The organism is Streptomyces sp. 549 (assembly GCF_030124175.1).
Taxonomy (GTDB): Bacteria; Actinomycetota; Actinomycetes; order Streptomycetales; family Streptomycetaceae; genus Streptomyces.
Map to the genome: position 1 here is coordinate 277828 of NZ_JASKMT010000001.1, position 24229 is coordinate 302056.

Genomic DNA, 24229 nt, shown 5'->3' on the forward strand with positions numbered 1-24229 from the left:
ATGGAAGACCAGCGCAGGGACCGGTACTCCGGCCCGGCGATCGAGACATCGGGGCTCGTCAAGGTGTTCGGCGAGACCCGGGCGGTGGACGGCATCGACCTGACGGTGCCGACCGGCACCGTCTACGGCGTGCTCGGCCCCAACGGGGCTGGCAAGACGACCGCGGTGAAGATGCTGGCGACGCTGCTCAAACCCGACGGCGGCGAGGCCCGGGTGTTCGGCCACGACGTGCTGCGCGAGGCGGACGCGGTCCGCGGCCGGGTCAGCCTCACCGGCCAGTACGCCTCCGTGGACGAGGACCTGACCGGCGCGGAGAACCTGGTGCTGCTCGGCAGGCTGCTGGGGCACCGCAAGCCCGCCGCGCGGGAGCGGTCCGCGCAGCTGCTGGAGGCGTTCGGCCTGACCGACGCCGCCGACCGCCAGGTCAAGAACTACTCCGGCGGCATGCGGCGGCGCGTCGACATCGCGGCCAGCATTCTCAACACCCCGGACCTGCTGTTCCTCGACGAGCCGACCACCGGACTCGACCCGCGCAGCCGCAACCAGGTGTGGGACATCGTGCGGGCCATCGTTGCGCAGGGCACCACGGTGCTGCTCACCACCCAGTACCTCGACGAGGCCGACCAGCTCGCCGCGCGGATCGCGGTCATCGACCGCGGCCAGGTCATCGCCGAGGGCACCAAGGGGGAGCTGAAGGCGTCCGTGGGCGCCGGCTCGGTGCACCTTCGGCTGCGTGACGCCGAGCAGCGCGAGGAGGCCAGGCAGGTGCTGATGCGGGTCCTGGACGCCGAGGTGCAGCTCGATGCCGACCCGGTGGCGCTCACCGCACGGGTGGGCGCGGGCAACGGCCAGGGGGCCGCCGAGCAGGCCGCCCGCGCACTGTCCGAACTGGCCGGCGCCCGCATCACCGTGGACAACTTCTCACTGGGCCAGCCGAGTCTGGACGAAGTCTTCCTCGCCCTCACGGACCGGCCGGCCACCCCCGAGCAGAGCAGCACCCCGGAGCAGAAGGAGGCAGTGGCATGAGTACCGCGACGGAGAACCGGTCCGAGGACCTGGCGCCGGTCACCGCGGAGAGCCTGAGTGCGGTGCTCGCCACCGGTGTGCGACCGCCCAGGCCCACCCCGTGGTCGGCGTCGTTGACGTTCGGCTGGCGGGCCATGCTGAAGATCAAGCACGTGCCCGAGCAGCTCTTCGACGTGACCGCTTTCCCGATCATGATGGTGCTGATGTACACGTACCTCTTCGGAGGTGCGCTGGCCGGTTCCACCACGGACTACCTGCAGTTCCTGCTGCCGGGCATCCTGGTGATGAGCGTCGTCATGATCACCATGTACACCGGCGTCTCGGTCAACACCGACATCGAGAAGGGGGTGTTCGACCGCTTCCGCACGCTGCCGATCTGGCGGCCCTCCCCCATGGTCGGCTACCTGCTGGGCGACATGTTGCGCTACATCCTCGCCTCGGCGGTGATGCTGGCCATCGGGCTCGTGCTGGGCTTCCGCCCCGGCGGAGGCGTGCTTGGAGTGCTCGCGGGGGTGGCGCTGCTGCTGGTCTTCTCGTTCTGCTTCTCCTGGGTGTGGACGATGTTCGGGCTGCTGCTGCGCAGCGAGAAGTCCGTCATGAGCGTCAGCATGATGGTGCTGTTCCCCCTGATGTTCCTGAGCAACATCTTCGTCGACCCGAGCACCATGCCGGGCTGGTTGCAGGCGTTCGTCAACAACAGCCCCATCACCCACCTCGCCTCGTCGGTGCGCGGGCTGATGGAGGGTCAGTGGCCGGCGACGGACATCGCCTGGTCGCTGGGCTGGAGCGGGGTGCTGCTCGTGGTCTTCGGCACCGTGACCATGCGGCTGTACAACCGCAAGTAGGAATCGCCGACCCGCGGATGCCCGCACCCCCGCCGGGGGTGCGGGCATCCGCGCGCCTGCGTCAGGGCGTCCGCCCCCGAGACCGGACGCCGCAACACCCGGCCGTTCTCACAGCCGCCAGGTGACGGGGGTCTGCGGCTGGTAGCAGCAGGTGGTGCCGGTGGAGACGGCCTCCCGCAGGTGCCCCGCCAGCTCGGCGTGGCGGGAGTCCAGCTTGCGCAGGGTGTCGCGGATGCGGGCGGTGACGGCCTTGCGTGCCCGTTCGGACTCGTCACCGAGCCGCCTGGTCCGACCGCCGAGTCCGGCGGCGGCGCGCAACTCCTCCAGGAGCGCCTGGCGTTCGGCGTCGAGCTCCGCGGCACGCCGGTCGTCGCCGCGGTCCAGTGCCTGGTCGATCTCCTCATCGAGGTGGCTCAGCCGCCGCCGGTAGCGCTGCTTGGCCTCCTCGTCGAGCACGGCGTCCCCGCCGAGGCCGCGGGCCGCGACCACCACCTCACCACCGGCGGGTTCGAGCAGCCGGACCGCGGCCAGGTGCGCTCCGGGACTCGCCAGCAGGATGTGCAGGTCCCTCAGCCCCTTGGCGTCGGGCACACGGACCGTGCGGCCCTGGAAGGAGAGCGTCCACACCGCCCCTTCGCGACGGAACTCGCCGTCGGGTGCGGCGGCCCGCCGTTCGCCCATCGCCTCGCGCTCCTCCCGGAGCCGGCGTACCCGGTCGGTGATGTGCCGCATGCCGAGTGACTCGGCCTCCGTCCCGCACTCCGCCAGCAGCCGTTCCACCTCCACCGCGTCACCGGGGGCCGCGCGGCGCGACAGCACTCCGGCGAGGTGGGAGCGCGCCTCCAGCGACCAGGTGGGGGCCTGGAGCTGGTCTGCCGACTCCCGGGCGGCGGTGAGCGCCGCGGCGGCGTCGTCCCAGCGTTCCTGCGCGGCGTCGAGCAACCCCGCCCAGAGGCTCATCGGGCCGGCGACGTCGCATCCGAACACCGACACCGCCCACTCGCCGACGTAGGGCGCGAGCGCGGACCTGGCCTGTTCGCACAGGTGGGGGTCCCGCGAGGCCGCCGCCGCCTGCGCCTGGAACCTGAGCCACAGCGGCTCGAAGGCTCTGGGACAGGGCTCGTCACGCTCCAGCCGGGCGGCGAGCAGCCGGACCCCGGTGGTGTGGTCGCCGCGTTGCAGCGCGGTGATGCCGGCCAGCAGGTCCGGCTGGGGGTGATCCCCCTCCCTGATGGCTGCGAGCAGCTCGTCGGCCTCGTCGAACCGGCCCTGGAGCAGGCGGAGCGACCACCACAGCTGGAGGCGCAGGAACCGGTAGCCGGGGTGGTCCTCGGCGGCCTCCCCGGCTGCCTGTTCGAGGCAGTGCTCCGCCTCCGTGAAACGGCCGCGCAGCGCACTGATGATGCTCTGGTCCACAGCCGCGTAGAGGTGGAAGCGCGGCTGCGCGGACCGCCGGGCCAACGTGACGAAGGCGTGGAAGGCGTCGAGGTAGCGCGGGTCGCCGCGCTCCAGCAGCGCGACCCACCGCAGCGAGGTGGCGAAGTACTCCATCCCCCGGTCGCCGCTGCGGCGGCCCACGGTGACCATCTCCTCGGTGAGTGCGACCCGTTCCTCGGCCGTGCCGGGGCCCCAGATGGAGTTGTGCCGGGTCAGCAGGCTGAAGCCGAGCGCCTCGTCGTCCTCCTCCCGGCGGGCGACCACCATGGTGCGCAGGGTGAGTTCCTGGGCCAGCCGGGTGAGGCTCTTGCCCTCCTGACCCGTGCCTTCCTTCTCCCCGACCAGTGCCCGGTGCGCCTCGCGGACCAACTCCTCGGCCAGCGGGTCCGGTTCGTCGTCGAGGGCGCCCAGCACGCCGAGTGCGGTCCGGGCCAGTAGTTCGGGATCGCCTTCCGCACGGGCGACGGCGGCGGCTCGGGCGTGCAGCTCGCGGCTCTCCTCCGGGTCGATGCCGCTGTGCCGCAGCGTGTGGGCGAGTTCCAGGGTGAGCAGGACGTCCCTGCGGACGGTGTCCGCGCGGTCTGGGCCGCCCTGGCGGCCCACGCTGTCCCGGCAGCGCTCGATCGCCCGCCGGTAGTGCACGGCGGCCTCCTCGAACGCCATCCGGGCACTGGCCTCCTCCGCGGCGGCCTCCAGCAGCACGGAGGCCCGTTCTGCGGGGATTTCGGCGCCCGCCAGGTAAGCGTGCCGGGCGAGGTCGGCGGCGATGGTCTGGTCGGCGAGCGAGGCGTCCCGGTCCGCCGCGTGCACCACGGCGGCGTGCATGTGGCGGGACTGCTCGCCGAGTTGGCCGTAGAGCGTCTCGCGGACCAGGTCGTGGACGAAGGCGAAGCGGCCGCCGCCGCGGGAGACGAGTAGCCGGGCGGTGAGCCCGAGCTCGATCAGCCGGTCGGCCTCGGCCACCGGAAGCGCCGCCGTGGCGGCGAGCAGCCGGCGGTGGAACTCCTGGCCGAGCGCTGCCGCTGCCGACAGCAGACCCAGCACCGGCTGGGGCAGCTGCGACAGCCGGCGTTCCAGCGCGTCCCGCACTCCGGGCGCGACGGCGTCGAGCGGGCCGCCGCTGTGCCACAACCGGGCCGTCTGCTCGACGAAGAACGGGTTGCCGCCGGTGCGGCGGTGGACCTCCGCCACGAGGGCGTCGGCGGGGCGGGTGCCGACCGTGCGGGCCATCAGCGTGCCGACGCCCTCCTCGTCGAGGCCGGTCAGCGTGAGTGTCGTCGCCTTGGCGACCAGCGACGCCATGAGCGGGCGCAGCGGATGCCCGTCCGCTTCCACCTCCGCGTCCCGGCAGGTGCCGATGAGCAGCAGCCGCTCGAACCAGGTGTGCTGGGCGGCGAATTCGAGCAGCCGCACCGAGGCCGGGTCGGCCCAGTGCAGGTCGTCGAGCACGACCACGACGGGGCGGCTGTGCGAGACCGAGACGAGGGCCGCCGTCACCGCGTCGAACAGGCGGAACGCCTCGGGTTCGGCGGTGCCGCCGCTCTCGCCGAGCAGCACCGGCAGGGAGCTGCCGGACGCGGACTCGGCGGCCGCCCACTCCTCGGGTGTCACGCCGCGCCGCAGACCGCGGACGACCTGCGTCCAGGGCCAGTAGCCGGGCGCGCTGTCGGAGTCCCAGCAGGAGCCGCTCAGCACCAGCGCCCCGCGCCGCCGGGCGTCGTCCGCCGCCTCGGTGGCGAGCGCGGTCTTGCCGATCCCCGGTTCGCCGGTGACCAGCACCAGACCGCCGTGGCTGTCCGCGGCACGCGCGATGTCGGCGCGCAGCAGGGCAGCGGGGTGGTCGCGTCCGATCAGCTCAGCTCTCATGTGGTGCTGTCGTCTTTCGGGTGGTCGACAAAGCCGGCTTCCGGCAGCACTGCTCCTGAGCTGGGATGTTGCGGCAGCTTGCACCCCACTCGGACTGTGCAGTCCGGGTGCGCCATACTACGGCGCCCCTCTGACAACGGGCCGCGCCCGGAGCCGGACCCGGCCCGTCCGGCCCCGGGCGGACGCGGGCGGCCCCGGGCGGACGCGGGCGGCCCCGGTCCGGGTGGCCGGACTGCGGGCCGGGCAGGACCGGGCCACACTGGTGGCATGCCCGAGTTGCCGGAAGTGGAAGCGCTGCGCGTGTTCCTCGCCGACCGCCTGACCGGGCGGCGGGTGGAGAGTGTGCTGCCGGTCGCGGTGAGCGTGCTGAAGACGTACGATCCGCCGCTCGGCGCGCTGGAGGGGCGGACGGTCACCGAGGTGGGCCGGCGCGGCAAGTTCCTGCTGATGCGCACGGACGGGCCGTGGCTGGCCGTGCATCTGGCGCGGGCCGGGTGGCTTCGCTGGTCCGACCGGGAGCCGTCCGCCCCGCCACGGCCGGGACGCGGTCCGCTGGCGCTGCGGCTGCGCCTGGCCCCGCCCGAGGGCGGCGGCTTCGACCTGACCGAGGCGGGCACCCAGAAGCGCCTCGCCGTGTACTGCGTGCACGACCCCCTGGAGGTGCCCGGTATCGCCCGGCTCGGCCGCGAACCGCTCGCGGAGGACTTCACCGTCGTCGCGCTCGCCGAGCTGCTGCGCGGCAGGCGGCACCGCATCAAGGGGGTGCTGCGCGACCAGAGCGTGCTCGCCGGTATCGGCAACGCCTACTCGGACGAGATCCTGCACGTGGCCCGGATGTCCCCCTACCGGCTGGCAGCCGACCTGACCGAGCACGAGGTGGAGGTGCTGCACGAGGCGCTGCGCGGCACGCTGCTCGACGCAGTGGAGCGCTCGGCCGGACTGCCGGCGGCCGGGCTGAAGGCGGAGAAGCGGTCCGGGATGCGGGTGCACGGCAGGACGGGCGAACCGTGTCCGGTCTGCGGGGACACGGTTCGCGAGGTCAGCTTCCACGACTCGTCGTTGCAGTACTGCCCGCGCTGCCAGACCGGCGGCAGGCAGCTGGCCGACCGCAGGATGTCCCGCCTCCTGAAGTGACCCGGCCAGGATCTTCGCGCGGCTACGGCCGTCTCCGGTCCGCCTTCCCGGGGACGGACGGGCAGCGCTTAGGCTGCCCGGGTGACCGCATCGATCATCCAGCCCGCCGGCTCGCCCTGCACCATCGTCGTCTGCCGCGGCTGCTGCTGCGGTGACGCCCGCAAGCACCCGCGCACCGACCACGTCTGGCAGCTCGACCGGCTGCGGGCGGCGGCGGCCTCCTCGGGCGGCCGGGTGGCGGTGCGCACGACGGACTGCCTCGGTCCGTGCGGTCAGGCGAACATCGTGGTGGTCAGGCCGTCGGCGGCGGGCCGCCGGCACGGTGGGCGGGCGGCGTGGATCGGCTGGGTGATGGGCGACGACTGCACGGAGGAGATCATCGACTGGGCCGACGCCGGCGGCCCCGGCCTGGCCGAGCCCCCGGCGACGCTGGCCCTGCAGTTCGTCGACCCGCCCCGGGACTCCCCGGCGGCCCCCCGGGCCCGCGCCGCGCGCAAGGGCCGCGGCAAGCGCCGCTGAGCGGGCGGGCTCCCGGCCGGGGCGGGCGACGACGTGCCAAGGGGCCGGCCGGAGGCGGGCGGGCTGCGGAAGTCAGTCGGCCCGGACCGCGCCGCCCCGACGCCGCAGGTAGAGGGCCCCGGCCGCGGTGGCGAGCAGCAGCACCGCCCCACCGGTCACCGCGGCGGGGTACACCTCCTCGGTGAGCCCACCGGGGGCGGCCTCCCGGCCGCCGTGGCGCACCGGGCCGTGCACGGCGTCGAGGTCCAGGCGGAAGGCGGCGGTCCACTGCTGGCCGCCGGGGCAGTGGCCGTCCACGCCCCACACGGCGGACGGGTCGTACAGCCGGTCGGCGTCACTGCTGCGGCCGGCGTCCCGGGCGCTGTGCGCGGCGCCCGGCAGCAGCCGGTCGGCGCGGGCGATGCGGACGGTACCCCGGTAGCCGGGCCCGGTGGTGGTGTCGCTGCCGTCGTGCTCCCTGACGCGCGTGAGGCGTGCGGTGCCCCGGGGGAACGCCGCGGAGTCGGCGGTGATGCTGGCGGGGGCCGGGCCGTCCAGCGGTTCGCAGTGCACGGCCACGGTCAGCCGGTCGCCCGGTGCGACCCGCCGGGGCAGCGCGTCGGCGTCCGCCGCGTGGGCGGTGCCGCCGGGCAGCAGCAGCGCGGCGAGAACCACCGGCACGGACAGGGAAGCGACTCGACGCACGGCCGTGCCTCCACTCCTGGAGCGCGACCGCCGACCGACGGGCGACGGACCCGCCACGCTCCGTCACCGCCCACGCTAGACGCGCGGTTCCGACGCCGCATCCCGCCCGCCGCCGGACGGGCCGGCCGCCGCCCCGGGCGGTACCACGGCGATGGGGCAGCGGGCGTGAAGCAGGACGGCGTTGGTGACCGAGCCGACGACCAGGCTGGTCGGGCGGCGCCTCCTGCGGTGGCGGCCCACCACCACCAGGTCGCTGGACTCCGAGGCGGCCACCAGCCGCCCCGCCGCGTCCCCTGGCACGGTCGTGAAGTCGACCGGCACCTGCGGGTACAGGTCCTCGGTGAACCTTCGAAGTCGGTCCCGCTGCAGCCGGGCGGTCTCCCGGGTGATCTGCGGGCCGTCCGGGTCGGCGATCTCCGGGGCGTCACCCAGCAGGGTCAGCGTGGTGAACGGCACCGGGTGCGTGGTGATCACCTGGAGGCGGGACTGCCTGCGGGCGGCCTCCTGGAGGGCGAAGTCGACCACCGCGTCATCCGTCTCCTCCACGTCGAGCCCGAGGACGACCCGGCCGTACGGCTCCTCCAGTGCGCCTCGCCCGCGCTCCAGGTGCGGCACCACCACGACAGGGCAGCCGGCGTGTGCGGCGGCGGCCCGGCCGTTGGAGCCCAGCAGCAGGCTGGCGAAGCCGCCCCGGCCGCGTGAGCCCAGCACCATCAGCTGGCCGCGCACTCCCATCTCGGGCAGTACGGCCGCGGGCACGCCGCTGACGGTGGTGAAGCGCACCTGCGGTTCGTCGCGGTGCCCCTCCAGTTGCTCGTTGATCCAGTCCAGCACCGGGTCCTGGCCGGGGGCGGGGGGTTCAGGCATGGGCTCCGGCACCCCGTGCGTGTTGGGCGGCCAGGGCCAGACGTGGACCGCCAGCACCTCCGCACCGCGCTGACGGGCCACGTCCATCGCCCATTGCAGGCCGCGCAGGCTGTGCTCCGACCCGTCCACTGCGGCGATCACCGGAAGCGCGTTCATGTCCCACCAGTCCTCTCTCACGGACGTCACAGCCGGATGGTGCTGCTTCCAGGGTGCAGTCCGGGGGCCACCCGCGCGAGGGCCGGGTGGGGCACGCCGCGCCCGTCCGGCCCCTCAGGCCGTACCCGTTGACGATCGGCCTCCGCTGTCCGAATAGTGATCTTGACGTGCCGCCCCTGGGCGGACAGAGTCACCGCGGTGGAGACCGACGAGTTGACTCCCGCCGAGCGCCGCGTGTGGCGGGCCTTCCCGCACGGCGACATGGTGGACTTCCGCTCCTCCCCCGGTGAGCGGCCGGAGGAGGGCGCCGGCTGGGGCCCGGAGCGCACCCTGCGCGCGACGGTCCTGCGCACACTGCTGCTGAGTGTTCCAGCCGCGGACGGCGCGATCGCCTCACTCGGCGTGGTGGGGGCGCGGGTCAGCGGGCAGCTGGAACTGAAGTACAGCGACGTGGACGTCGCCGTCCGGTTCCGCGACTGCTACTTCGAACGCGCCCCGAAGCTGTACTCGACCCGGCTGCGGCTGCTCAGCTTCCGCGGCTCCCACCTGCCCGGGCTGACCGCTGCCGCGGCCCGGGTCGACGGCACGCTGCGGCTGTCGGACTGCCGTATCCACGGCATGGTGAAACTCGGCGGCGCGCAGGTCAGCGGCGCACTGATGGTGGACGGCGCGACCATCGGCACGGAGCCGGACACCCCGCACCGCGAGCCGGTGCTCCAGCTGAACCAGATGGAGATAGCGCACGACCTGCGGGCCGACCGGCTCACCGTGAACGGCCAGCTGCGGCTGTCGGGGGCGTCGATCTCCGGGTCGGTCTTCCTCCACCGGGCGCGGCTGCGGGCGCCGGGCGACACCGCGCTGCAGGCCGAGCGGCTGGCCGTCGGCGCCGACATCCACGCGATGCACCTACGGGTCGACGGGCGGGTCAACATCCGCGGCTGCCGGGTGCCGGGCCAGCTGAACCTGTCGCACGCCCGGCTGGCCAACCCCGGGGACGTGGCGCTGCGGGCGAGCAGCTGCACCGTCGGGGAGCTGTGGCTGCGGGAGGCCGAACCGGTCGTCGGGCTGGTCAACCTGCGGCGGTCGGTGGTGGAGGTGCTGCACGTCGCCCCGCAGACGTGGCCGGAGGCCGTGCAGTTCGACGCGCTCAGCTACACGACGCTGGTCCCGCACGAGCCGGCCGAGCAGCGCCTGCCGGTGCTCGAACGGGACCGGGACGGCTATGTCCCCTTCGCTTACGAGCAGTTGACCGCCGCCTACCGCCGCATCGGCGACGACCACGGCGCCCGCACCGTGCAGTTGGCCAAGCAGCGCCGGCACCGCGGCACGCTGCCCTGGTACGCGCGCATCTGGGGCCACATCCAGGACGCGGCGGTGGGGTACGGCTTCAAGCCGCTGCGGGCGGCGGGCTGGTTGACGGCGCTCCTGGCCGTCGGCACCGCGGCGTTCGCCTCGGAACGCCCCCGTCCGCTGAAGGACGACGAGGCTCCCGCGTTCAGCGCCTTCTTCTACACCCTCGACCTGCTGCTGCCGGTGGTGGGATTCGGCCAGGAGGGCGCCTTCACCTCGCAGGGCTGGCGGCAGGGCCTGTCGTACGCGCTGATCGTGACCGGGTGGGTGCTGGCCACCACCGTCGCCGCGGGCGTCACCCGCGCCCTGAGCCGCAACTGAGCACGCCCGGCCCGCCGGTGTGACACCCGCGTCTGCGAGAATCGGTCGCTCCCGGCAGACGTGGTGGCGCCGGTGAGCCAGCGACAGGAGACCCGACCGATGTCCCGCACGCCTTCCGGTCCGACCGCCGGGCGGCAGTCGCCCGACCTCGTCTCGGACTGCTCGAACTGCTTCGGACTGTGCTGCGTCGCCCTCCCCTTCGCCGCCTCGTCCGGCTTCGCGGTCGACAAGGCCGCAGGGACGCCGTGCGGCAACCTCGGTGGCGGCTTCCGCTGCCGCATCCACGACCGGCTGCGGGACAGCGGCTATCCCGGCTGCACCGTGTACGACTGCTTCGGGGCGGGGCAGAAGGTCTCGCAACTGACCTTCGAAGGGCGGGACTGGCGGCGGTCCCCGGCCGACGCCCGCCCGATGTTCGACGCGTTCCCGGTGATGCGGCAACTGCACGAGCTCCTGGTGTACCTGACGGAGGCCGTCGACCTGCCGCAGGCGGGCCCGGTCCGCGCGCAACTCCGCCGGGCGCTCGCGGACACCGACCGGCTCACCCGGGGCAGCGCCGACGCGCTCGCGCGCCTCGATGTCACCGCCGTGCGGCAGGCGGTGAACCCGCTGCTGCTGCGGGCCGGCGAGCTGGCCCGGGCGGAGGTGCCGGGGCGCAAGGCCGACCACCGCGGAGCGGACCTCGCCGGGGCGCGGCTGAGAGGCGCCCGACTGCGGGGCGCCAGCCTCCGGGGGGCCTGCCTGATAGCCGCGGACCTGACGGGGGCCGACCTGAGCCGCGCCGACCTCATAGGCGCCGACCTTCGCGACGCGGACCTCAGCGGCGCCGACCTGACCGGCGCGCTGTTCCTCACCCAACCCCAGCTCGACGCGGCGAAGGGCGACCCGGCGACGCGCCTGCCCGCCCACCTGAGGCATCCGGCGCACTGGTGACCACCGGGTGCCCCACACGACCCGCATCGGGTGCGTGGACTGCCGAACGCGCGGGAGCCCCCGGCTGTGCCGGGGGCTCCCGCGTGGTGTGTGTCCGAGGGGGGACTTGAACCCCCACGCCCGATAAAGGGCACTAGCACCTCAAGCTAGCGCGTCTGCCATTCCGCCACCCGGACCGGTGAGCGTCGCGGCCGTGGCCGCGGCGACGTGCACAACAATACCAAGGTTTGCCGGTGCTTCTCACCTCGGTAACCGGCGGGACGCGGCACCGCGCAGGGGACGTCACGGAAGGTGACCGGCCCCGGGGAGCCCGGCTGCCGCGCAGGTCAGGGGTGCACGGCAGCTGGTCGTCCCGGCGCGGCGGGGGCAGGCACCGGCTCGGGACAGAGCCGGTGCCTGCCCCGGCAGCCCCGCGCCCGCGCGTCGGCAGCCCGGGGCCGCCCGTCAGCAGCCGCCTCCGCCGCGCAGGTGCGCCGCGGAGGCGCGAGCGGTGCGGAAGGAGCCCGCGGGGTTGGCGACGGCGTCGGGGGCGTCGTCGCGTTCCACCAGCCAGTGGTGGTACTTCCGGCGGTTGCCGCGGGCGAGGGCGGTGACGAAGCTTCGGTAGTCGATGTCGCCGTCGCCGACGTCCGTCATGCGGTAGCCGTCGCGGTGCGCCTCGTCGTGCTCGCCGTCCTTGACGTGGAACAGCGGGAACCGCTCGGGCGCGCGCTTGACGTACTCCAGCGGGTCGAGCGGGTCGGGGGTGCCGTCGGGCCGGGTGCTGAACCGGTGCCGGGCGGAGTACGCCCAGTAGACGTCCAGTTCCAGGTAGACGAGGGAGGGGTCGGTCTCGGCCATCATCAGGTCGTACAGCCGCTGCTCGGGGCGGTCGGTGGCGAAGCCGAACTCCTCGGCGTGGTTGTGCTGGTAGAACTTCAGGCCGCGTGCGCGGGCCGCCGCGCCGTAGGTGTTGAACTCGGCTGCGGCCCGCTTCCAGGCGTCCACGGAGTTGCCGTAGCGGGCCGGCGAGTTGGGAGTGCCGACGTGGGGCAGGCCCAGCTCGGCGGCGTCGTCGAGCACCCGTTCCAGCTGGGTGGCGAAGGTGTACGCGGCGGGGTCGCCGGAGTGGTAGCCGACGTGGCTGCCCACGGCCCGCAGGCCGTTGTCGCGCAGCAGCCGCTTCAGCGCGCCCAGCGTGATGGGCCCCGTGCCCTGGGTGTAGCCCGCGAACTCGACCTCCTCGTAACCGTAGCGGCGCAACTCCTCGAAGACCGGGCCGAAGCCGAGTCGCGCCACCTGGTCGCGCAGGGTGTACAGCTGGATGCCGAGGCGGCCGGGCGGCACGATCGGCGAGCGGCCCCGACCCGGCCGGGCGGCGGCGTCCGCGCCCGGGACGGGGGCGGCGTGCGCGGTGGCCGAGCCGGCGGTGCCCAGCATCGCCGCGGCGCCCGCGCCGGCGGCGACGCCGAGCATGCCGCGGCGGCTCAGGGCGTGGCGGAGTTCTTCGTGTCTGGCCATGGACGGGTCTCCTGGTTCGTGGGTGGGCGGTTCCTGGCCGGCCTCGGGAACGGCCGGGGCGACTGGCGGAGCCGGGCGCGGTCGGCGGATCACGCGGACGGGGCGCCACTGGACGAGGCGTCGGCGGGCGGGCCGAGGGAGAGGTCGAGCAGCAGGTTCTTGACGGCCGTGGCTGGCACGGGCCCGTCGGCGGCTCCGGGCAGCGAGCACAGCAGCACCGGCCCGTCGTCGGGGTGGGCGGGCAGCCGGCCGTGGCTGCCGCTGACCGGGGACGGGTCGAGCGGCACGACGGCCATCCGGTAGCGCAGGCCCGCCTTCTTGCGGGCCAGCGCCGTCGCCGCCCGGACCCGCACATAGGGGTCGCGGGGGTCCATGAAGAGTTCGGCCGGGTCGTAGCCGGGTTTGCGGTGGATCTCGACGAGCTGCGCGAAGTCCGGTGCGCGGGCGTCGTCCAGCCAGTAGTAGTAGGTGAACCAGGCCCCGGGTTCGGCGACGGCGACCAGCTCACCGGCCCTCGCGTGGTCCAGGCCGTGCTCCTTGCGTCCGGCCTCGTCCAGCAGCAGGTCCACGCCGGGCAGGTCGGCGAGGACCGCGCGGGCCGCTTCGACGTCCTCGGGGCGGCGCACGTAGACGTGCGCGATCTGGTGGTCGGCGACGGCGAACGCCCGGGAGGCGGCCGGGTCGAGGTACTCCATTCCGTCCTGGGTGTGGACCTCCAGCAGCCCGGCCCGCCGCAGCGCGCGGTTGACGTCCACCGGCCGGTCGGCCCGGGTGATGCCGTACTCGGAGAGCACCACGACGGCCACGCCCGCGTCGCGGGCGTCGTCCAGCAGCGGGGCGAGTTCCGTGTCCAGCGCGGTGGCGGCGGCGAACGCGCGCGGGTCGTCGGGGCCGTGGCGCTGGAGGTCGTAGTCGAGGTGCGGGAGGTAGGCGAGCGTGAGGTCGGGGCGCCGGGTGCGCAGCACATGGCGGGTCGCTCCGGTGATCCAGCGGGAGGAGGCGATGCCGGCCCGCGGGCCCCAGTAGCTGAACAGCGGGAACTCGCCGAGTTCGGATACGAGTTCGTCGTGGAGTTCGGGTGGCCGGGTGTAGCAGTCGGGCTCCTTGCGGCCGTCGGCGTAGTAGACGGGCCGGGGCGTCACGGTCCAGTCGGTGTCCGCTCCCATCGCGTACCACCAGCAGATGTTGGCCACCGTGTAGCCGGGCCGGCGGGAGCGGGCGGCGTCCCAGACCTTCTCGCCGCCGACGAGCGCGTTGTGCTGCCGCCACAGCAGGACCTCGCCGAGGTCCCTGAAGTACCAGCCGTTGCCGACGACGCCGTGCTCGGCGGGCAGGGCACCGGTGAGCAGCGTGGACTGCACGGTGCAGGTGACGGCGGGCAGCACGGTCTCCAGCGGCTGCTGCGTACCGTTCGCCGCGAGCGCGGACAGGTGCGGCATGGCCGCGAGCAGCCTGGGGGTGAGGCCGACGACGTCCACGACGAGCAGCGGGCGGGGGCGGTCCGGGTCGTGCGGTGCGGCGGCAGCGGGTGCGGCGGGTGTGCCGGTGTCGTTCACGGCAGCTCCTTGAGGCCCAGGTCGGCCAGCAGGTCGCGGGCCAGGGCTAGTTCGGCGGCGATGCCGTCGGCCAGCTGGTCCCGGGTGCGGGGCCGCAGGGCGGGCGGTAGGGCCTGCCAGGTGTAGGTCTCCACTTCGAGGTGGTGGGTGATCGGTGCGGGTCCGCCGACGAGGTGGGTGAGCGTGTCGCGCAGCACGCCGGTGGTGGCGGTGAGCGGGGGCTGCGGCGCGGTGTGCAGCGGGACGTGCAGGTGCACGCGCCACGGGCCGGTGGTGGCGAGCGGTCCCGCCGCGGCAGCCCCCGGCGCGAGGCCCGGGACGGCGGGATCATCGGCGTCGCGGGGGTCGCCGGGATCGGGATCGGCGGTTCCGAGGGCCTGGTGCAGGTCGTCGGTGCCGGTGATCCCCTGGGGGGTGCGGGCACGTGTCTGGTGCAGGAAGCGCGGCTCCACGTACTCCGCGAGCGCGGCCCGCACCCGGATGTCGGCCGGGTCCTCGGCGTGCAGTGCGGCGGAGAGCTGCGCCTTGACCAGGGGCACGCCGGCGGACCGGAGTGCGGTGACGGCCGTTGCGGGGTCCTCGAAGGCGGTGGCGAGGTGGCAGGTGTCCAGGCACACACCGATCCGCCCGGCCGGCGGGGCGTCGGGGCCGGTGAGCGCGGTGACGGCCTGGGCCGTGGTCTCCACCGTGCAGCCGGGTTCGGGTTCGAGGCCGACGCGGATGCTGCGGCCGGTGAGTTCGTGCAGGGCGTCGAGGCGCTGGGCGAGTGTGGTCAGTGCGGAGGCGGCCCGGCGGCCTTGCTCGGCGCCGAAGCCGGTGCGCCAGCCCAGCGGCAGGGTGGAGACGGTGCCTTCGGAGGTGTCGGCGGGCAGCAGCGCGGCGAGCAGCCGGGCCAGTTCGGCGGTGTGGTCCAGGCGTTCGGTCTCGGTCCAGTCGGGCCGGTAGACGCGGTACTTGACCCGACCGGCGCCGAACCCGCGGTAGGGAAAGCCGTTGAGGGTGACCACTTCGAGTCCGCGCCGGTCGAGCGAGGCGCGCAGGGTGCGCAGCGCGGCAGGGTCCGAGCCGAGTTCACGGGCGGCGTCGCGGGCCAGCCACAGGCCGACGCCGAGCCGGTCGCGGCCGGTGCGGCGGCGGACGGGCTCGCAGTGGTCGCGGAGCTGGGCGAGCACGCCGTCGAGGGTTTCGGCCGGGTGCACGTTGGTGCAGTAGGCGAGGTGCACGGTGGAGCCGTCGGGGTGGCGGAAGCGCACGGCTCACTCCCCGCCGCGCAGTACGGAGTTGCCCTCGTGGGTGGCGGGTGTCTCCGTGCCGCCGGGGCGGGGGTCGAGGTCGGTGTCCAGTCGGCCGCTGAGGGAGTAGAACGCGACCGGGTTGCGCCACAGCACCTGATCGACGTCGTCCTCGGTGAAGCCGGCGGCGAGCATCGTGTCGCCGACCCGGCGGGTGCTCAGCGGGTCGCTGTGTCCCCAGTCGGCGGCGGAGTTGACCAGGACGCGGCTGGTTCCGTGCGCCCGCAGCAGGGCCACCGTCCGGTCGGGGTCCATCTTGGTGTCGGGGTAGACGGAGAAGCCCAGCCAGCAGCCGCTGTCGGCGGCGGCGCGCACGGTGGTCTCGTTGAGGTGGTCCAGCAGGGTGCGCTCGGGTGGCAGCGCCGACTCGCGCAGCACGTCGAGGGTGCGCCGGACGCCTTCGGCCTTGTCGCGGTGCGGGGTGTGGACGAGGGCGGGCAGGCCGTGGTCGGCGGCGAGTTGCAACTGGGCGGCGAGGGCGGTGTCCTCGGCCGGGGTCATGGAGTCGTAGCCGATCTCGCCGACGGCGACGACGCCGTCCTTGTCGAGGTAGCGCGGCAGCGCGTCGAGCACCGGCACGCAGCGCGGGTCGCCGGCCTCCTTGGGGTTGAGCGCGAGCGTGCAGTGGTGGCTGATGCCGTACTGGGAGGCGCGGAACGGCTCCCAGCCGAGCAGCGCGTCGAAGTAGTCGTGGAACGAGCCGGGCGAGGTACGCGGCTGGCCGAGCCAGAAGGCCGGTTCGACGACGGCGCGCACACCGGCTGCGTGCATGCGTGCGTAGTCGTCGGTGGTCCGGGAGGTCATGTGGATGTGCGGGTCGAAGATGCGCATCAGGGCTCCTTCGGGCCGGACGTGCGGGGGGCTGCGGCGAGTCGGGCTGCGCGGTGCAGGTCCTCGGGCACCGGCCGGCCGGCGGCGGTGCGTTCGCGAGCCTGGCCGTGCAGCATTCGGGCGAACTCCTCGTCCCCGGCGGCGCGTTCGGCCAGCCCGTGCACGGCGGTGAGCGGGACGCCGGTGAAGAGGCACTTCAGCACCGCCTGGCGCCATGCCGGTTGTGGCAGGTGCCGGGCGCCGTAGGGGCCCAGCGCGGTGGCGATCAGCCGCGGGTCGTGGGTGCGCAGGGCGTCCTCGACCAGGGGCAGGCACCGCTCGGCGACGGGCAGGTGCGGCAGCGCGTCGAGCACGGCGCGGCGTTCGGCGGCGGTGCCGTGCCCGTAGAGCAGGGCGCAGGTCTGCGGGTCGGCTGCCGCCGCGTGCAGCAGCAGGACGCGGGCGTCGTGCGCGGCGGCCCGCCCGCAGTGCCGGCCTGCGGCGGCGAAGTTGCCCTCCAGGTGGGCGGGTTCGTCGAGGGCGCGGGTGAGCCAGTCGGCCGCGTCGCAGTCCAGCCGCTCGTGCAGCCGCCGTCGCAGTTCGGTCAGCACGGGTGCTCCTCTCCCGGGCGGGGTCCGGTCTTGGCTGCCCGCCTCTCGGCGGCGCGCAGGAACTCCAGGGATTCGGCGGCGAGTCGCGGGCCGGCGTGGGAGTCGCGCGGCAGTTCCACCCCGACCAGGCCGCGGTAGCCGCTCTCGCGCAGCGCGGCGAGCACCGGCGGGAAGTCGATCTCCCCTTCGCCCAGGGGCAGGTGCTCGTGCACGCCGCGCCGCATGTCCTCGATCTGGACGTGCCGCAGCCACGGCGCGCTGTCGGCCACGCACTGCGCGGGCGGTTCGGGTTCCAGGCACTGGCAGTGCCCGATGTCGAGGGTGAGCCCGAGCGCCGGGGGGCTGCCCAGCGCGGTGCGCAGCCGGTGGAAGCCGGCGAGGTCGGCGAGCAGGTGTCCGGGTTCGGGTTCCACGGCCAGCGGGACCCCGGTGGCGTCGGCGGCGGTCAGCACCCGGCCGATGCCGTCGCCGAGTCGCTGCCAGCCCGCGCCGGGCCCGGTGCCCGGTGGCAGGGTGCCGCTGAAGCAGTGCACGGCGTGCGCGCCGAGGTCGGCGGCGACCCGGACGGCGGTGAGCAGCAGCGTGGTGCGGGCGGCGCGGGCCTGCGGGTCGGGGTCGAGCAGCGTGGGGTGGTGTTTGCGGCGCGGGTCGAGCACGTAGCGGGCGCCGGTCTCGACGGTGACGGAGAGGCCGTGCCGGGCGAGCGCGGCGGCGACGCGGGAGGTGCGGGCGGCGAGGCCGGGACCGAGGGGGTCGAGGTGCATGTGGTCGAGGGTGAGGCTGACGCCGTCGTAGCCGAGGTCGGCGAGCAGGGCGAGCGCGTCGTCGAGCCGGAGGTCGGTGAGGCCGTTGGTGCCGTAGGCCAGGCGCAGCGGGAGTCCGCCGGCCGGGAGGGGTGAACCGCTCATGTGGGGCTGACCTTTCGGGACAACCGCCGGGCCAGCGGCAGCAGTGCGAGCAGGGACAGTCCGGTGGCGGGGGCGCCGGCGCGGGCGGCGAGGGCGGCCTGCAACGGGATCATGGCGCGGATGCCGCCGCCGACGGCCTGCTGCAGGAAGTGGGGCGAGGGGTTGAGCGCGGCGTGCGTGAGGGGGCGGAGGCAGCCGGCGGCGTAGAGCGCCGCCGCGGCGGTCTGCGGGAGCCGGGCGGGGTCGGTGAACGCGCGTCCCGGTCCGGCGGCGAGCGCGACGGCGGAGGTGGCTGCGAGCGCGGCTGCGGGTGCGGCGGGGCCGCCGCCGGTGGCCTCCCGGCGGGAGACGGCGGTGACCGCTGCGGTGTGGGCGGCGAGCAGCCCGGCGGCGGGCAGGGCGGCCCGGAGGGCGGCAGCGGCTCGAGGCGGGCGGGTGCCGCCGCGCGGCACGGCGGCGGCGCCGAGCAGCACGTCGAGGCCCCGGGCGGCGGCCATTGCGGCGGGTGCGGCCGGGGTGTGCTTGAGGGTGAGGTCGTAGGCCCAGACGGTCGTGGCGAGCGCGGTGGCGGTGACGGCGGCGGCCCGTCCGGTGGTGGCGGCGAGGCCGACGCCGGCGGCGGTCAGCAGTGCGGCGGCGGTGAGCGCGGATGCCGGGGTGACGCGTCCCGAGGGCAGCGGGCGCTCGGGGCGCTCGACGGCGTCCAGGTGGCGGTCGGACCAGTCGTTGAGCGCCATGCCCGCCTGGTACAGGCAGAGGGAGGCGGCTGCCGCGCGCAGCGTGGCGGGCCCCGGCCGGTGCCCGGCCGCCGCGCTGCCGGCCAGGGTGTCGCCGGGCACGCTGCACCAGGCGGGCAGTCGCAGCAGCTCCGCCCAGTCACGGGCGGTCACGCGCCGGGCTCCAGCCGCTCGGCGAGGGCGACGAGGGCCTGCCACTGGCCGGGAAGGTCGGCCGGGCCGGACTCGGGGTCCTTGAAGTAGAAGCCGAGGCCGTCCACGGGTCCGGTCAGACCGGCGGCGTGGGCGCGGGCGGTGAGGCGGGTGAGGTCGAGCACGAGCGGGGCGGCGAGTGCGGAGTCGCAGCCCTGCCAGATGGTCTGCAGGACCATGCGGGAGCCGAGGAAGCCGTCGAAGGCGACGTGGTCCCAGGCGGTCTTCCAGTCGCCGAGGGAGGGCACGTCGTCGATGTGCACCTGGCCCTCGGGGACGGTGCCGAGGGTTTCGGCGAGCACCCGTTCCTTGCCTGCGTTCTTGGCCGCGGCGGCGGCCGGGTCGGCGAGGGCGGCGCCGTCGCCGCCGCCCAGCAGGTTGGTGCCCGACCAGGCGCGGACCGCCAGGGCGCGGTGGTGGAACATCGGGCCCAGCACGGACCGCAGCAGGGTCTGGCCGGTCTTGCCGTCGCGTCCGGCGTGCGGCAGGCCCGACCGGCGGGCGGCGTCGGCCAGGCGGGGGTGGCGCAGGCCGGTGGCGGGGGTGAAGTCGACGAAGGGGCAGCCGGCGCGGAGCGCGGCGGCTGCGTAGAGCGAGCTGGGCGGCAGCCGGTCGTCGCCCGGGGCGGGCGCGGCTTCGGTCGAGGCGACGTTGACGACGACGGTGCGGGCGAGGTGGTGGCGGGCGGTGAAGGCGGTCAGGTCGGCGGCGAAGGCGTCGACCAGTTCCTGCTCGCTGCGGGTGTCGCCGCTGAGCGGCCCGCCGGGGCGGATTTCCGCGTCGGCGGCGGTGAGGTGGCGGTGTACTGCGGCGGGCAGACCGTACGGCAGCACGCCGCCTGCCACGAGGGCGTCGGCGCGCTTGGTGAGCGGCACGCAGCTGGTGTCGTGCCCGCCGAAGACCAGGGAGTCCAGCGGCGGCAGGGCGCTGTCGGCGAAGAGCGGGGTCTCGGTGACCAGTCCGACGGGCGGGTGGAGTCCGGCGGTGAGTGCGGCACAGCCGGCGATCGCGGTGGTGGCTACCGAGCCTCGGGCGCCGATGAGCCAGACGCCGGTGCGCGGTGCGGTACGGGGTGCGGTGCCGGGTGTGGCGCCTTCGGGGACGGAGTCGGTCACGCCTTCCTCCCTGGGTGACTGGCGGGGTGGTGCGGTGCGGGGTGGGCGGGGAGGAGTCGGCGTTCTCCTCCCCGCCGCGTGGCCGCGGGCCGCCCCCTCGGGCGGCGCCCGGCCGGCTAGTCGGCCGGGACCGGTCGGCAGTCCTGCTGGTCGGTGTGCCGGTCGGGGCAGGCCAGTTCCTGGATGCGGATGTCGCGGAAGGACACCTCGTCGGCGTCGCCGTGGTTCTGCAGGCCGATGTGCCCGGCGGTGAGGTCGCGCTGCGGGTCGGTGCTGGTGAAGTCGTTGATCCGGGTCCCGTTGAGCCAGACCTGGATGCGGTCGCGTTCGACCCGGATCTCGTAGGTGTTCCACTCCCCCGGCGGGTTGAGCACCGCGTCGCGTGCGGCGGTGTCGGCGGACTGGAAGCCGTAGACGGCACCGGTGGTGCGGTCGGGGCTGTCGGTGGCGTCGATCTGGATCTCGTAGCCGCGGTTCACGGCCGACCAGGGGTCGTCGGAGGCGGGAAAGCCCACGAAGATCCCGGAGTTGTCGTCTCCGGTGACACGCCAGTCGAGTTTCAGCGAGTAGGCGCCGAACTCCTTGGCCTGGTACCAGTACAGGCCCATGCCGCCGGACGAGGTGAGCGTTCCGGCGGCTTCGTCGAGCGTGAAGCCGCCCGGTCCGGCCTGCTGCCACCCGTCGGTGCCGGTTCCGTCGAACAGCGGTGTGTAGCCGTTCTCGGGACGGCAGTCGGCGTGTGCCTCGCCGGTGGCGTAGCGGATGCCGCCGAGCAGGTGGGCGCGGAAGTCGGGCTCCGAGTAGGACTCGGCGGTGTGTCCGCCACCGGTGTAGAAGGCCCGGCCGCCCTCGTACTCCTGGCACCAGGCGATCGGGTGGTCCTCACCCATCGCGCCACCGGTGTAGGACGTCTCGTCGAGGGTGGCGAGCACCCGGGCCTGGTCACGCGGGTTGCTGCGGTAGTCGTACCACTCGTCGGTGCGTTCCCAGATGCGGCCCAGGTGCGCCGTCGCGGGGTGCGCGTGGTCGGCGACCTCGACGGTGGCGGGCTGGATGTGCGGGTGGGAGGCGAAGTAGGCGCCGACCAGGCCGCCGTAGAACGGCCAGTCGTACTCGGTGTCGGCCGCCGCGTGCACCCCGACGTAGCCGCCGCCGTCGGCGATGTAGCCCTCGAATGCCTGCTGCTGGTCGGAGTTGAGCACGTCGCCGGTGGTGGACAGGAAGACGACGGCGTCGTAACCGGCGAGCGTGCCGGGGGTGAAGTCGGCGGAGTCCTCGGTGTGGTCGACGCCGAAGCCGTGCTCGGCGCCGAGTTCGCGCAGGGCGGCGACGCCCTGCGGGATGGAGTCGTGCCGGTACCCGGCGGTCCTGGAGAAGACCAGGATGCGGGTGTCCGCCGCTGCGGGGCCGGCATGCCGGTCGGTTACGGCGGCGGCCGAGGGGTCTGCGTGCGCGGGCAGGGCCGCCGCCGCTCCCAGGAGGAGGACGGCAGCGGCAGCCGCCAGGCGCGTGGGGAGTTTCATGTCGGCTCCTTGGTCCTGGGCGGTCGGGTCAGCCGGTGGTGAAGGTGAAGTCGTCGAGTTCGAAGAGCGTGCCGTCGGTGCTGTCGCCGGTGAACACCAGGTAGAGCGTGGTGGTGCCGATCCGGGGCGGGCCTCCCTTGCCCGGCTTTCCGGGCTTGCCCTCGCCGTCCTTGCCGCCCTTGCCCTTGCCCTTGCCCTTGCCGGGTTTGCCGTCCTTGGCGGGCGGCTGGGCCAGGGCGGTGGTGAACCGCTCGAACTGCGTGCGGTCGCCGTCGGCGTTGATCTCCGCGGTGCCCAGCAGCGGGCCGTCAGGGGCGCCGCTGCGGACCTCCACGCCACCGGTTCCGCCGGCTGCCCGTGCGGTGAACGCCGTCGCGTTGTCCAGCACGTAGGGCGTGAACGCGATCCAGTCGCCGTCGTTGATCCGGCCCACCGCCCGGCCGCCCCGGGCAGCCGCGTTGTCGACCGCCTCGGCGCCGCCGGTGGTGTCGAAGTGCTCGGCCTGGCGGTGCTTGGGGGTCAGGCGGTGCTGGTCGTGGGTGGTCAGCGGCGGCAGGTCGCCCGCGCCCCGGTCGGTGTACTCGGCGTCGAACACCCCGAAGATGTTGGCGTTCGGGTCGTGCTCACCGTCCGCGGCGGTCTGGATGGACCCCTCGCAGCCGTCGGCCGAGGAGACGGGGTGGCCGTGGCTGTCGTGGCCGAGGATGTACGTCACCTTCACCCGGGAGCAGTCCACCTCGCCGTCCTCGGGGTCGCTGACCTCCACGCGGAAGGGGATGCTGTCACCGAAGGAGAACAGCTGGCCGTCGGCGGGCAGTTTCAGCTCCACGGTCGGCGCGGTGTTCCCCACGGTGATGTGCACGCTGGCCTGGCCGGTCTTGCCGGACGGGTCGCGGGCGGTGACGGTGGCGACGTACTGGCCCTCCTCGGTGTAGGTGTGGGTGGGGTCGGCCTCGGTGGAGGTCCCGCCGTCGCCGAAGTCCCAGGCGTAGCTGAGCGGGTCGCCGTCGGCGTCGCTGCTGCCGTCGGAGGAGAAGGCGACCCTCAGCGGTGCCTGGCCGCTGGTGGTGTCGGCGGTGGCGCGGGCGATGGGTGCGTAGCCGTCGGTGGCGTTCTCGATGCGGTACAGCGCCGAGTTGTGGTCGCCGTTGAAGAAGCCGGTTCCGTAGTCCAGGACGTAGAGCGCGCCGTCCGGCCCGAACTCCATGTCCATGACCTGCGTGCCCTCCCACAGGAAGCTGTTGATGGAGGTGACCGCCCCCTCGTCGTCCTGCTCGATACGCTTGATCCAGCGGCGGCCGAACTCGCCGGCGAAGAAGTCGCCGTCGTACGCCTCGGGGAACTTCACCTCCGACTCCAGGTCCGGGTCGTAGCGGTAGACGGGTCCGCCCATCGGCGACTCCGAGCCGGTGCCGAACTCGGGCACGGAACCGTCGTCGTAGGTGATCCAGCCGGGCTGTGCGGCGGGCAGCTCGGTGAGCCCGGTGTTGTGCGGTGAGTTGTTGCGGGGCGCGGCGCAGTCGAAGGGCTCGCCGGAGCTGCGGTCGGCGAAGTCGAAGTCCACGTAGGCGTCGTTGTCGCCGTGGCAGTAGGGCCAGCCGTAGTTGCCAGGAGCGGTGATCCGGTTGAACTCCACCTGGCCGGAGGGGCCGCGGGCGGGTGACGCGGCTCCGGCGTCCGGGCCGTAGTCTCCGACGTAGATCGTGCCGGTGGGCTTGTCCACGCTCATCCGGAACGGGTTGCGGAAGCCCATGGCGTAGATCTCCGGGCGGGTCCGGTCGGTGCCGGGCTCGAAGAGGTTGCCGTCGGGGATGTCGTAGGAGCCGTCCGCGTTGACGGAGACGCGCAGGATCTTGCCGCGCAGGTCGTTGGTGTTGCCTGAGGTGCGCTGCGCGTCGAACGCCGGGTTGCGGTCGGGGCGTTCGTCGATCGGCGTGTAGCCGTCGGACTGGAACGGGTTGGTGTCGTCACCGGTGGAAAGCAGCAGGTTGCCGTCCGCGTCGAAGGCGATGTCGCCGCCCACGTGGCAGCAGATGCCCCGGGTGGCGGGTACGTCGAGAATCGTTTCCTCACTGCCGGTGTCGAGAGTGCCGTTCTTGTCCAGGACGAAGCGGGACAGCCGGTTGACGCCGTCGAAGGGTGCGAAGTCGGCCGCCGAACCGGTCTCCGGCGCGCCGCCCGCCGGCGTGTCCAGGGGCGGCGCGTAGTAGAGGTAGACATGGCGGTTCTCCGCGAAGTCCGGGTCCACGCCGACGCCCTGGAGTCCCTCCTCGTCGTGGCTGTAGACCGGGACGCGGCCGGCCACGGTGGTGGTGCCGCCGGAGTCGGTGAGCCTTACGGTGCCGTCCCGTGAGGTGTGCAGCACGGAGCTGTCCGGCAGGACGGCCAGCGTCATCGGTTCGCCGGTCTCCTGCACGCCCTTGGCCAGGGTGACCTGCTGGAACTTGGCGTCGGCCTCATGGGCGCCGGCCGAGGCGGCGGTGGCGGTCGGGGAGGCGGCGACGGTGAGGGCGCCGCCGATCAGCAGAGCGCTTGCGAACGCGGCAAGCGTGGTGCGGTAGGGGGTTCTGGTCCTGTGCACGCGTGTCCTCCAACTGAGGTTGCGGGTCACACAGGCGCGCGCCGTCGCGCCGGAGTCTGTCGGGTGCCGGGTCGTGCCAGGGGTTGCGACTGACAAGGGGGAAACCGGTGAGCGGTGCGGCTGGTGGGGGGAGTTGCGAGTGGGCCGACCGGTCTCCTGAGGGACCGTAACCGGCTTCTTCCGGTTCGAAAAGAGCTTTGACAAAGCCCGGAACGCCTTCATCCTCTGCCGGGACAAAGGTGCCCCCGGGCACGGCGGGCCGACCC

At 74.2% G+C, this 24229-nt stretch carries 19 protein-coding genes and 1 tRNA gene; 6 read left to right on the forward strand and 14 right to left on the reverse strand.

Annotated elements, in window-relative coordinates:
- Positions 1-1026: an ATP-binding cassette domain-containing protein gene (locus QNO07_RS01270; RefSeq protein WP_283989423.1), complete on the forward strand. Its 1026-nt coding sequence runs from the start codon at positions 1-3 to the stop codon at positions 1024-1026.
- Positions 1023-1871, forward strand: coding sequence for an ABC transporter permease (locus tag QNO07_RS01275; RefSeq protein WP_283989424.1), 849 nt, complete (start codon positions 1023-1025; stop codon positions 1869-1871). Before QNO07_RS01270 ends, QNO07_RS01275 begins: the two co-directional genes overlap by 4 nt.
- A 108-nt stretch (positions 1872-1979) precedes the next feature.
- Here the strand turns inward: QNO07_RS01275 and QNO07_RS01280 are convergent, their stop codons facing one another.
- Positions 1980-5174 carry an ATP-binding protein gene (locus QNO07_RS01280; RefSeq protein WP_283989425.1) on the reverse strand — a complete coding sequence of 1065 codons (3195 nt, stop codon included), beginning with the start codon at positions 5172-5174 and terminating at the stop codon, positions 1980-1982.
- Positions 5175-5441: 267 nt separating this feature from the next.
- Here QNO07_RS01280 and QNO07_RS01285 point away from each other — a divergent pair, with 267 nt between their 5' ends.
- Positions 5442-6308 (forward strand): Fpg/Nei family DNA glycosylase, encoded by an 867-nt coding sequence (locus QNO07_RS01285; protein WP_283989426.1) that lies wholly within the window; start codon positions 5442-5444, stop codon positions 6306-6308.
- 81 nt (positions 6309-6389) lie between these two features.
- Positions 6390-6827: a (2Fe-2S) ferredoxin domain-containing protein gene (locus tag QNO07_RS01290; protein WP_283989427.1), complete on the forward strand. Its 438-nt coding sequence runs from the start codon at positions 6390-6392 to the stop codon at positions 6825-6827.
- Between the two features lie 72 nt (positions 6828-6899).
- On the opposite strand, the gene QNO07_RS01295 is transcribed toward QNO07_RS01290, so the two are convergent.
- Together QNO07_RS01295 and QNO07_RS01300 are read right to left on the reverse strand one after the other, a co-directional pair.
- A complete protein-coding gene (locus tag QNO07_RS01295; protein WP_283989428.1) occupies positions 6900-7511 on the reverse strand; it encodes a hypothetical protein in 612 nt (203 codons plus the stop codon).
- A 75-nt stretch (positions 7512-7586) separates the two neighbouring features.
- A complete protein-coding gene (locus QNO07_RS01300) occupies positions 7587-8564 on the reverse strand; it encodes a universal stress protein (RefSeq protein ID WP_349636796.1) in 978 nt (325 codons plus the stop codon).
- Between the two features lie 168 nt (positions 8565-8732).
- On the opposite strand from QNO07_RS01300, the gene QNO07_RS01305 reads away from it, so the two are divergent.
- Positions 8733-10205, forward strand: a complete 1473-nt coding sequence (locus tag QNO07_RS01305; protein WP_283989429.1) for a membrane-associated oxidoreductase — start codon at positions 8733-8735, stop codon at positions 10203-10205.
- A gap of 99 nt (positions 10206-10304) precedes the next feature.
- The gene (locus QNO07_RS01310; RefSeq protein ID WP_283989432.1) at positions 10305-11138 is read left to right on the forward strand and encodes a pentapeptide repeat-containing protein; all 834 of its coding nucleotides are present in this window, start codon (positions 10305-10307) and stop codon (positions 11136-11138) included.
- 91 nt (positions 11139-11229) lie between these two features.
- Here the strand turns inward: QNO07_RS01310 and QNO07_RS01315 are convergent.
- The 11 genes from QNO07_RS01315 to QNO07_RS01365 all read right to left on the reverse strand — a co-directional run bounded on the left by QNO07_RS01315 (position 11230) and on the right by QNO07_RS01365 (position 23963).
- Positions 11230-11314 (reverse strand) — tRNA-Leu (locus tag QNO07_RS01315).
- Positions 11315-11582: 268 nt separating this feature from the next.
- On the reverse strand, positions 11583-12638 hold the full coding sequence (locus QNO07_RS01320) for a sugar phosphate isomerase/epimerase family protein (protein WP_283989433.1): 1056 nt from the start codon (positions 12636-12638) through the stop codon (positions 11583-11585).
- Positions 12639-12727: 89 nt separating this feature from the next.
- A complete protein-coding gene (locus tag QNO07_RS01325) occupies positions 12728-14194 on the reverse strand; it encodes an alkaline phosphatase family protein (protein ID WP_283989435.1) in 1467 nt (488 codons plus the stop codon).
- A complete protein-coding gene (gene eboE, locus QNO07_RS01330; protein ID WP_283989436.1) occupies positions 14191-15447 on the reverse strand; it encodes a metabolite traffic protein EboE in 1257 nt (418 codons plus the stop codon). The genes QNO07_RS01325 and eboE overlap by 4 nt, the downstream gene beginning before the upstream one ends.
- 3 nt (positions 15448-15450) lie before the next feature.
- Entirely contained in the window at positions 15451-16317 is an 867-nt protein-coding gene (locus QNO07_RS01335) for a TatD family hydrolase (RefSeq protein ID WP_283989438.1), read from the reverse strand.
- Positions 16317-16907 (reverse strand): EboA domain-containing protein, encoded by a 591-nt coding sequence (locus QNO07_RS01340; RefSeq protein WP_283989439.1) that lies wholly within the window; start codon positions 16905-16907, stop codon positions 16317-16319. The genes QNO07_RS01335 and QNO07_RS01340 overlap by 1 nt, the downstream gene beginning before the upstream one ends.
- Positions 16901-17815, reverse strand: a complete 915-nt coding sequence (locus tag QNO07_RS01345; RefSeq protein ID WP_283989440.1) for a sugar phosphate isomerase/epimerase family protein — start codon at positions 17813-17815, stop codon at positions 16901-16903. Before QNO07_RS01345 ends, QNO07_RS01340 begins: the two co-directional genes overlap by 7 nt.
- The gene (locus QNO07_RS01350) at positions 17812-18705 is read right to left on the reverse strand and encodes an SCO3242 family prenyltransferase (protein WP_283989441.1); all 894 of its coding nucleotides are present in this window, start codon (positions 18703-18705) and stop codon (positions 17812-17814) included. Before QNO07_RS01350 ends, QNO07_RS01345 begins: the two co-directional genes overlap by 4 nt.
- Positions 18702-19859 carry an inositol-3-phosphate synthase gene (locus QNO07_RS01355; protein WP_283989442.1) on the reverse strand — a complete coding sequence of 386 codons (1158 nt, stop codon included), beginning with the start codon at positions 19857-19859 and terminating at the stop codon, positions 18702-18704. Before QNO07_RS01355 ends, QNO07_RS01350 begins: the two co-directional genes overlap by 4 nt.
- A 116-nt stretch (positions 19860-19975) precedes the next feature.
- A complete protein-coding gene (locus QNO07_RS01360) occupies positions 19976-21382 on the reverse strand; it encodes a ThuA domain-containing protein (RefSeq protein WP_283989443.1) in 1407 nt (468 codons plus the stop codon).
- Positions 21383-21410: 28 nt separating this feature from the next.
- Entirely contained in the window at positions 21411-23963 is a 2553-nt protein-coding gene (locus QNO07_RS01365) for a PQQ-dependent sugar dehydrogenase (protein ID WP_283989444.1), read from the reverse strand.
- Positions 23964-24229 lie beyond the last annotated feature (266 nt).

What these genes read in the sequence shown, in the direction of transcription:
- QNO07_RS01270 (WP_283989423.1), top strand. Translation starts at nt 1, where the DNA reads ATGGAAGACCAGCGCAGGGACCGGTACTCCGGCCCGGCGATCGAGACA.
- QNO07_RS01275 (WP_283989424.1), top strand. Translation starts at nt 1,023, where the DNA reads ATGAGTACCGCGACGGAGAACCGGTCCGAGGACCTGGCGCCGGTCACC.
- QNO07_RS01280 (WP_283989425.1), bottom strand. Translation starts at nt 5,174, where the DNA reads ATGAGAGCTGAGCTGATCGGACGCGACCACCCCGCTGCCCTGCTGCGC.
- QNO07_RS01285 (WP_283989426.1), top strand. Translation starts at nt 5,442, where the DNA reads ATGCCCGAGTTGCCGGAAGTGGAAGCGCTGCGCGTGTTCCTCGCCGAC.
- QNO07_RS01310 (WP_283989432.1), top strand. Translation starts at nt 10,305, where the DNA reads ATGTCCCGCACGCCTTCCGGTCCGACCGCCGGGCGGCAGTCGCCCGAC.
- QNO07_RS01320 (WP_283989433.1), bottom strand. Translation starts at nt 12,638, where the DNA reads ATGGCCAGACACGAAGAACTCCGCCACGCCCTGAGCCGCCGCGGCATG.
- QNO07_RS01335 (WP_283989438.1), bottom strand. Translation starts at nt 16,317, where the DNA reads ATGCGCATCTTCGACCCGCACATCCACATGACCTCCCGGACCACCGAC.
- QNO07_RS01345 (WP_283989440.1), bottom strand. Translation starts at nt 17,815, where the DNA reads ATGAGCGGTTCACCCCTCCCGGCCGGCGGACTCCCGCTGCGCCTGGCC.
- QNO07_RS01360 (WP_283989443.1), bottom strand. Translation starts at nt 21,382, where the DNA reads ATGAAACTCCCCACGCGCCTGGCGGCTGCCGCTGCCGTCCTCCTCCTG.